Source organism: Dietzia sp. Alg238-R159 (assembly GCF_900537145.1).
GTDB lineage: Bacteria > Actinomycetota > Actinomycetes > Mycobacteriales > Mycobacteriaceae > Dietzia > Dietzia kunjamensis.
Window position 1 is genome coordinate 1 of the sequence record NZ_UNRI01000026.1, and the last position, 7758, is coordinate 7758.

The following is a 7758-nucleotide window of genomic DNA, read 5'->3' on the forward strand; positions in this document are numbered from 1 at the left end:
AACCCGGCACTGAGCAGCCGGGCTCCAAGCAGGGGGCGTTTTCGTTGACCGCGAGGGTGACCTCCACCAAGGAGGACAGCGACCGCGCCAAGTGCGGATCTGCGATCTCGTACCGGGTCTGGCGACCTTCGGGCACGGCGACAACGATCCCGCAGTCGCGCAGGCATGCCAGATGGTTCGACACGTTCGACCGTGTCAGCTCCAAGTCCCGGGCCAGCTCCGCCGGGTAGGTCGGCTGCTGTAGCAAGGTCAGCAGTATCCGGGACCGTGTCGGGTCGGCCATCGCCCGCCCTAACCGGTTCATCACATCCACACGGGAAAAAATGGTCAGCACTTGCTGAATTATACAGCGTCTGCTGAACTGTCGGGAGAATGCCTCAAACCCCTACAGTTTTTCAAGACCCTTGACCCAGCCCTAGACATCGGCCGGTTTCGCGTCCCTTTCCTGGGACAACAGACACCGGTGGCGTCTCGCCAAGTCGTCTTGACGGGGACTGTCACAGATGACGACTCGGTAGGGGTTTGTGAGGCACAATCGGGCCATGAGGAACTTGGGGTACACCCGCGTCAGTACCGCCAGTCAAGATGCGCAGCTGCAACTGGACGCTTTGGTCGAGGCCGGGGTGCAGAAGCGGGATGTATTCTCCGATGTCACCTCAGGCAGCCGGACCGCGATCGAACGCCCGGGCATGAAGCGACTACTCGACTACGTCGAGACCGGCGACACCGTCGTGGTGTGGCGCATCGACCGCCTCGGCCGATCCCTGATCGACGTCCTCAACACCGTGAACCTCCTTCGCGACAAGGGCGTGAAGATCCGGTCCCTCTCAGATGGCATCGACCCGGAGACCACCACAGGCCGGTTAATGCTGGGCATGCTCGCCACCCTGGCCGAGTACGAACGCGAGCTGATCACCGAGCGAGTCAACGCCGGCATCGCCGCCGCGAAACAAAGCGGCACCCGGTTCGGCCGACCACCTGTCGATCCAGCAGTCATCGCGGAAAAACTCGACATCGCCCAGGGCGCTCGAAAGAAGGGACGCACCGCCCAGGAGGCCGCCAGCTTGGTCGGGTGGTCCCGCGCAACGCTCTATCGCCACCAGCAGGCAGCTCGCGACCGCGCAATACTCCCCCACTGACGGCGGTGCGGGCGCTACTGGGCTCTAGACCCCAGGGAGATGCAAGTGTCAGAGAACGTCTGTGACCTTACGAAACAGGCAGAAGTCCACACTGAGGGTCGCACCGCTGGCGTGTACCCCAAAGCGACGATCCGGACGACTCAATCGAGAGTCCGCCTAACCCTGGCCAATCCCGTCAGGCTTCGACGGTGAAGGCGTGCGTGTAGTCGGCACCACCGAGGTGTTCATAGACGTGCGTAGTGGTGACCCTGTTCCAGTGGTGCCCGAGAAGTACCGCTAGACCTAGCGGGCCAATCAGGAACAGGTGCAGATCGCCGTTTCTTGAGTGGCGGCGGGCTAGGTCGCGAATGGCGATCGCGGCACTGTTTGCGGCGGCAGCATTCAAGATGGACTTTGGTCCGATGCCTACTGCGGGCTGGGTAAGTATCTTCGAGACCGAGAGGTCCGATTCGTTGATCCATTCGATAGCGTCGGCTGCCGCGTCGGCGGCGATAGCGACAATGATTGCTGTGTCTGTCCCTGTGGGGGCGCCTTCTGGGGTGTGAGTGACGATGTCATTGGTGATCTGTTCCTCGCTCGTCCAGAGTTGGTCACCTTGACGGACACCGACTTCGTAACCCTTGACGCGGCGCAGCTCGGTACCCACGAGGAATCCGGTGGCTTGACGCATGTGGCCGGTAACAAGGACGCGTTTGCTCCCGCCAAGTTGGCCGGGGATGGCCCGGATATCGGCTGCGAGGTCGCCCCAGGTCGCGGGCGCCGCAGGTTCGATCCGTTTCCAGTCTGTGGCACCGCTCATACGGTCGACCCAGTCGATGCTCACGGCCGCCTGCTCTGCGAGGTGATCGTGGGTGATGGTGGCGACGGAGATCGTCGTCCACGGCGAACCAGCTTGGAGGCTGAGGTCGGCGATGGCTTTCCTAATGTCGTCAAGCGTGAGTCGACGGTGACCCGAGATGACCTGCTGAGACACCCAAGTAGAGCCAAGCGCGACGGCAGCATGGTCCGAGCGGAGGCCGTTGACAGTCATGAGGAGGCTGACGTCCTTGAGGAGCCGGTCGTGGTCGTAGGCGACGTCGAAGTGCAGATGATTGAGCAGCTCGAGGAGGTGGTCCTCATCGGTTTGGGCTTCGTTGGCCCAGTCGGCTCGTGCTTTGCCTCGGTCGGACCTGGGTCCGCCTTGTGCGGCTCTGGGTAGCAGTCGGCCGTTACGTCCGTCGCGGTCCGCGAGGAGAGTGTCGTTGGAGTCGGGGGAACGGTTGGTGATTAGACGCATCTCCACCGGTGCACCGTCGGCGGTCAGATCGGCGTAGGTCTCGAACATCTTGCGAAGGACACCGCTTGTCTTGAGGTACTCCAGGTTGACCTGTCGACGGTTGTCCACGGCGTACTTGACCTGGGTGTATGTGTTCGGGGGCTGCCGGCGGTGGAGCACGATATCGTCGCCATTGCCGGCGCCGGTTACTTCGACGCCGACAGCCACTACTGGGTTCGTGGTGTTGCCGGTGAGGTCCTCGTGGAGGGCCTGCATGCAGAATCGCCAGGCGTGCAGCCACTGGTAGTCGTCCCCGGCGATGCGGGTTCCGCTCGGGCTCGGCATCTGGTTGGTGGTCATTCTGACTCCTCTGGAGCCCGTGGGTCGCCTTGAGTCGTGTCGTCGTGGTGGGCCCCTTGGGACAGGTCACCTGTGAGGTGGAGATCGCAGGTTCGGGGGATCACGGTGACGATCCGGCGGGCATCGAGAACACGACCGTCTGGGGCGTTCCGAACGACGATCAGCGTGGGGTTGGATGTCCTGGGGTGCTTGATCGAATAGGTGGCGAGCGTTGCGAGGTCGATCGAGCTGGGACCGACGTTAACGGGGTGGCTGTGCCAGTCACCGAGGTAGCCAAGTCGAGGGTCTGTTCGCCGGGCGGCGTGCACGCTGGGCTGAGTGGCACCAGACGGGATTTTGTAGTGATTGTGGCCTCGGTCGTTGGTGGCGATTTCGACTGCGCGAGTTACCCAGGGTTGGCCATTTTCAGTGTGGACTCCGATGAGGATGCCGCCTGTCTCGTTGGGGTGGGCTTTGGCAGCTGCGGCGATTATCGAGGTCTTGGCGGATTCTGAGAGCAGAAGGATCGGGTTGGCGGCCTTGCGGTTCACTTGCTGCCGCCCGGTTTGTGGTCGTGGGTCCCGGTCGAGTCGAATGGGGCGGCCATGGGTTGGAAGACCAGGATGCGTTCGTCGGCGCGCTTGCAGCGGCCCGTGAGGAAGTCGACGGCGGCGTGGGCGATGTCAGCGGCGGTCGCGAGGACAGCCGTCGGTGGCGCGTTGTTCACCGGTGCGGTGCATCCCAATTCGAGGAAACCTGTGTCCGGTTCGCGCGGGCTCTCTGGTGGCAGGTTGCTGTAGGTGGGGTCGCTGGGGCGTGCTGCGATGAGGGTGTCGCCTCCGGCTTGCCGTTGTACGCGCGCAAGGGCTCCCTGGTGGAAAAGGGCTCCGGTAATGAGTGGGGTCTCGGTGCGTCGGCTGATCTCGGCGAGGGCTGCGGTGAACGGGATGGTCCCAGTGCAATCGATGACCAGGTCGAAGCCTTCGATGCTGGAGGTGAGCGCGGAGGGGGTGTAAGGCACGTTGTCGATCTTGGGTTCGACGGTGGTCCAGGGGGCGTGCCCCTCGATGGTGACGGACATGGCGACAGCCTTGTTGTAGCCGACACCGAGCTTGTGGCTGGCGTGGCGAACGAGGTTGGCGGTCTTGAGATTGTCGCCATCGTGGAGACGGATGAGACCAACTCCGCTGGCGGCGAGGCTGAGGGCGACGTGCCCTCCGACGGATCCGGCTCCAGCGATGAGGATTCGCTTGTCGGAGAGGGCGGTAGCGTCTGGCCCAGCGCGTCGTTTCCGGGCGGCGATGTCGTTGGGGGTTGCGGCGATGGCTGATGCTTCAAGCGTGTCTCCGGCGCCCTTGAAGACGATCACGACCGCGTCGTGGTCGCGGTCATGGCGAGGCCAAGCAAGGACGGCGAAGTCGTGACCGCCGCTGGCCTCCGGGGGAGCTGTGTCTGTCCTGGCGGCGAGGCCCCGGTCGAGGTCTTGTGTCTGTTTGTTGGTTAGGGCGGCGCGGAAGTCGACGAGGTCGCGGGGCGGGGTGTCGATATGTCGTCGAAGGTAAAACGCTCCTCGGAGAGGCGCCGGCTGATTATGGTCTGGACTGGTTGCTGGGGCGCGCTCGATCATGTAGGTACGGTCGCCTCGGATGGCGGCGACGAGGGGAGCCCGGTAGCCGTTGCTGCCAGCTCGGATGAGGTCGCCGAATGGCAGTTCAGCCTGGTACACGGTGTTCTTGCCAAAGAGAAGGTAGGCATCTAGGGCGCGGTCTTCGAGGCGGAAGCCGCGCTGAGCTGTCTCGGCCCAGTCGTCGACGCGCTGCCAGAACGTCTGGAGGTCGCGGCCCGCGATCTGGGCAGGGTCGTCTTCAGCCCACAAACAGATTGTGCCTTGAGCAACGTGTTCGGCCTTCAGCTCGGGGACCCTTATATGGGCGTAGCGGAGCGGCCAGCCCTGATAGAACTCGATTTGCATGCGGGTTGCGTCGCTGAAGGGCCTCAGGCTTTCGCGGAGCGGACCAGTCCATCTGGCCTGCGCCGTGCCGTGCACTGGGGAGAACCCTTCGTTGACAAGGCCGGAGCAGAACCGTTCGAACGCGGCGTCGTCATACGTCTCCACGGTCTGCTCACAGGTGGCGTCGGGTGAGCCCGCGGAGTCCGGCGAAACCGCGCGGGTCGTTGCTGCCGATTGCTCCAACAGCGGTGACTGCCCCGACGGGGAACCCGTTGGCGTCGCATCCATCTGGGAGTGGGAGGACCTGACCACGATCGTTGCTGCCGAGGATGTCTCGCCACATCTTCGCGGCAAGGCAACGTTCGGAGTCGAGTGCTTGGCGGGCCTGTTCGGCGAGCTGGCTTAACCGGTCAGCAGCGGCCGTCCACTGCCAGGAACCAAGGGCAGGCTTCATCGGCGTGTCGAGCACCGGGTCGAGAAGGCCGCTCTCGGCGCACTGCTCGAACCGCTTGGCGACCTGTTCCAAGGTGGACGTGACCAGTTCGGCCCAGGTCGTGCCAGTGATGCTTTGGTCTTCCCAGGCGTAGTAGGCAGCTACCTCGATAAAGAGGCCACCGGGTCGCTGCTCCCCGAAGTGCACGTGGCGAACCTGACGGAGGAGTCGGACCACGGGCCGGTATGCATTCATCGTGCCCACGGTCGGGCTCCAGGTCGCGACGGCCAGGGCGTTGGTGTCGTCGGCAAATTTGACCGGGTTGGTCCTAATCCAGCGCTTCTCCTCACTGTTCCACTGGTCACGATCACGATTAGGAATTCCCCAGTGCTCGCCCCACGGAACGGCGGGGACGGCGTCGATAGAGAAGGAGTTGTCGCTCAGATCGTCGTCGGGATCCAGGAAGTCGATCTTGAGAGACCTGGACTGGCGTGTGACCCGACCGCCCTCTTCGTAATCCTTAAGGCCGTACTTCGCAACAAGGGTGCGCTCGACAGCGTCGTAGACCTTCCCAGGGTCGTGGTGGACCGACAGGTTCTTAAAGCGGAGGAATACATCAACATCCTTGCCCGGGTACCGGGCGGTCTGCCGGGCATAGGAGCCGATCAGGATGGTGTCGACGCCCCACGAGCACAGTTCCGGGTCGGCTTCGAGCAGCGCGCGGACCTCCGTATGTGCCGCAATGGCACGGTCGCGCTTGACGCCACTGATGGTGACATTGCGAACTGCCTGGCCGAACTCGTTTTCTAGCGTCTCCACGGGTTCCATCCTCTATCACTCACCTGACTCGGTACCGCTGACCGTATGCGGCATGAACGCATCCGTGTTTCCAAGATCAGGGCCTCCGATGAACCGGGGCCTCGACGACACTGTCAGTGGCAGCAACCCACGCAACCATGTCGCGGGACTCGTCCTTCTTGACTCGGTCCAACCGGCACCCCCTCTTTGGAAACGCGGCTGGCCACCGGAATTGCGACCGGCCAGCCCCGTACTGGACGAGGTGTGATCAGTGTAGGAGCAGAGTCCGACAGCTTTGCGAAGAAAGTCGGGACTACGACCCTCCGGCAAACGGCGGCGACGGCTCGGCCATCATGACTGACTGCAACGTACGAGACTGGGCCAAAGACTCGCGGCCACATCGCCGATACTGTTGGATTCCGTCAAGTCTGCGGATCAGGAGAGATGAGTAGATCCCGCTGTCCGCGGCATCTAAGGGCCACTAGACCGCGAGTTGTACAAGATGTACTATTGGCGTCATGGTGACCACGACGCTCAGCAACTTCCGCGCCCATCAGAGCAAGGTGCTCGACGCCGCACAGCGGGCGCCTGTGGAGATCCTCAGCCGTGGCAGCCGTCGCCGGGCCGTTGTCGTCTCGCCGGAGTTCTTCGACCGGGCACTGCAGGCCCTGGAGGATCAGGCCGACGTTCAGGGCGCGGCCGACGCTCGCCGTGAGGGCGGCAGCATCTCCCACGAGGAGCTCATGGCGGAACTGGGCCTGTAAGCCTGCGCGCCCCACTCACTGATGCCCTATTCGATCACCTATAAGCCCTCGGCCGCCAAAGCCCTCCGCAAAGTTCATCCCACCGAGCAAAAGCGAATCGTCCGCGCCATCGAAGCCCTCGCGGCGACACCGCGACCGCCTGGCGCGATTCAGCTCGCCGGAGGCGACGGCGAACTCCGAATCCGCGTGGGCGACTACCGCATCATCTACAACATCGAAGACGACGCCCTCGTCGTACTTGTGCTGCGCATCGGCCACCGCGGCGACGTCTACAAGTGACTCCGTCCCACGCCAAGTCGCCACCGGGCGTTCGAGGAGGCACCACTCGCCGACGCCGATAGGACGCGTTTCGACAATCCGCAGCCGCACGGCTCGCGATGGCAGGATCCAACGCCTAAGCAGACAAGCCGAAGCTGCTAGAACTGCTCGTTACCCAGGGTCTCGACGCCACCAAGGGCGGCCCACTAACGGCATGAAAATCATCCAGTCACCGACTGCACCGATATGCGGGAACACCCGTGGGGCAACGCGGCCCGGCCACCAAGAGTTCTGCCAGCGGGAAGGCGACCCAGACCTGACTTCCACAAGTTGACGCTGTTCTAGGGATCGGGATTGCGGTTTTCGCTGGTAGGGCGAGTTCGGGGCTGGCGTTTGTGACACTAAACGGCCCGGTAGCTTGGACGTGTGGGGCTGAAATTTCGGAAGGTGCCGACGGGGTCGGGGGCCACGGGCGTGCAGTTGGTCGAGTGGGTAAGCGGCCGGCTGGTGGTGCGCGAGCACCTCGGTTCGGCTCACACCCCCGGCGAGTTGGCGGCGTTGATCGAGGTCGCCAAGCAGCGCATTCAGGGCGATCAGCAGGCGTTTGACCTGGAGTTGAGCGAGCGCGGCGCCGCGGTGATCGATGTGCCGGCAGCGACAGCCGCGCGGATCCAGCAGTCCACGGCGCGGATCTTGTGGCAAGGATTGACCGGTACGTACTCCAGGCTCGGCTTCGACGTGGTGGGCGATACGGTGTTCCGCGACTTGGTGCTGTGCCGTGCGGTGGAGCCGACCGTGAAGCTGAAGTTGGGCACTCCCGC

The 7758-nt window shown here is 63.6% G+C and carries 8 protein-coding genes and 1 pseudogene; 4 read left to right on the plus strand and 5 right to left on the minus strand.

The genetic code is table 11. The features are described from left to right. Window positions 1-334, minus strand: a 334-nt coding sequence (locus G6R20_RS18310) for a metalloregulator ArsR/SmtB family transcription factor (protein ID WP_163377264.1), incomplete at its 3' end; no start/stop codon positions are given. 208 nt (window positions 335-542) lie between these two features. Between G6R20_RS18310 and G6R20_RS18315 the strand changes: the two genes are divergently transcribed. Next, a complete protein-coding gene (locus G6R20_RS18315; protein ID WP_119193012.1) occupies window positions 543-1139 on the plus strand; it encodes a recombinase family protein in 597 nt (198 codons plus the stop codon). A 175-nt stretch (window positions 1140-1314) separates the two neighbouring features. On the opposite strand, the gene G6R20_RS18320 is transcribed toward G6R20_RS18315, so the two are convergent. Genes G6R20_RS18320 through G6R20_RS18335 form a run of 4 tightly spaced genes read right to left on the minus strand, consistent with a single transcriptional unit; the run spans window position 1315 to window position 5936 of the window. Further along, on the minus strand, window positions 1315-2754 hold the full coding sequence (locus G6R20_RS18320) for an SAVED domain-containing protein (protein WP_163377265.1): 1440 nt from the start codon (window positions 2752-2754) through the stop codon (window positions 1315-1317). Beyond that, window positions 2751-3284, minus strand: coding sequence for a Mov34/MPN/PAD-1 family protein (locus G6R20_RS18325; RefSeq protein WP_163377266.1), 534 nt, complete (start codon window positions 3282-3284; stop codon window positions 2751-2753). The genes G6R20_RS18320 and G6R20_RS18325 overlap by 4 nt, the downstream gene beginning before the upstream one ends. After that, window positions 3281-4849, minus strand: coding sequence for a ThiF family adenylyltransferase (locus G6R20_RS18330; protein ID WP_061230136.1), 1569 nt, complete (start codon window positions 4847-4849; stop codon window positions 3281-3283). Before G6R20_RS18330 ends, G6R20_RS18325 begins: the two co-directional genes overlap by 4 nt. Before the next feature lie 7 nt (window positions 4850-4856). Next, complete coding sequence (locus G6R20_RS18335) at window positions 4857-5936, minus strand: nucleotidyltransferase (protein WP_119193013.1); 1080 nt, start codon at window positions 5934-5936, stop codon at window positions 4857-4859. A gap of 497 nt (window positions 5937-6433) precedes the next feature. On the opposite strand from G6R20_RS18335, the gene G6R20_RS18340 reads away from it, so the two are divergent. From G6R20_RS18340 to G6R20_RS18350, 3 genes and pseudogenes are all read left to right on the plus strand, one after another. Continuing rightward, the gene (locus G6R20_RS18340) at window positions 6434-6679 is read left to right on the plus strand and encodes a type II toxin-antitoxin system Phd/YefM family antitoxin (protein ID WP_033098516.1); all 246 of its coding nucleotides are present in this window, start codon (window positions 6434-6436) and stop codon (window positions 6677-6679) included. Between the two features lie 21 nt (window positions 6680-6700). After that, the gene (locus G6R20_RS18345; protein ID WP_163377267.1) at window positions 6701-6958 is read left to right on the plus strand and encodes a type II toxin-antitoxin system RelE/ParE family toxin; all 258 of its coding nucleotides are present in this window, start codon (window positions 6701-6703) and stop codon (window positions 6956-6958) included. A 453-nt stretch (window positions 6959-7411) separates the two neighbouring features. Then, window positions 7412-7758 (plus strand): annotated as a pseudogene (locus G6R20_RS18350) (IS1634 family transposase); the annotation flags it as partial.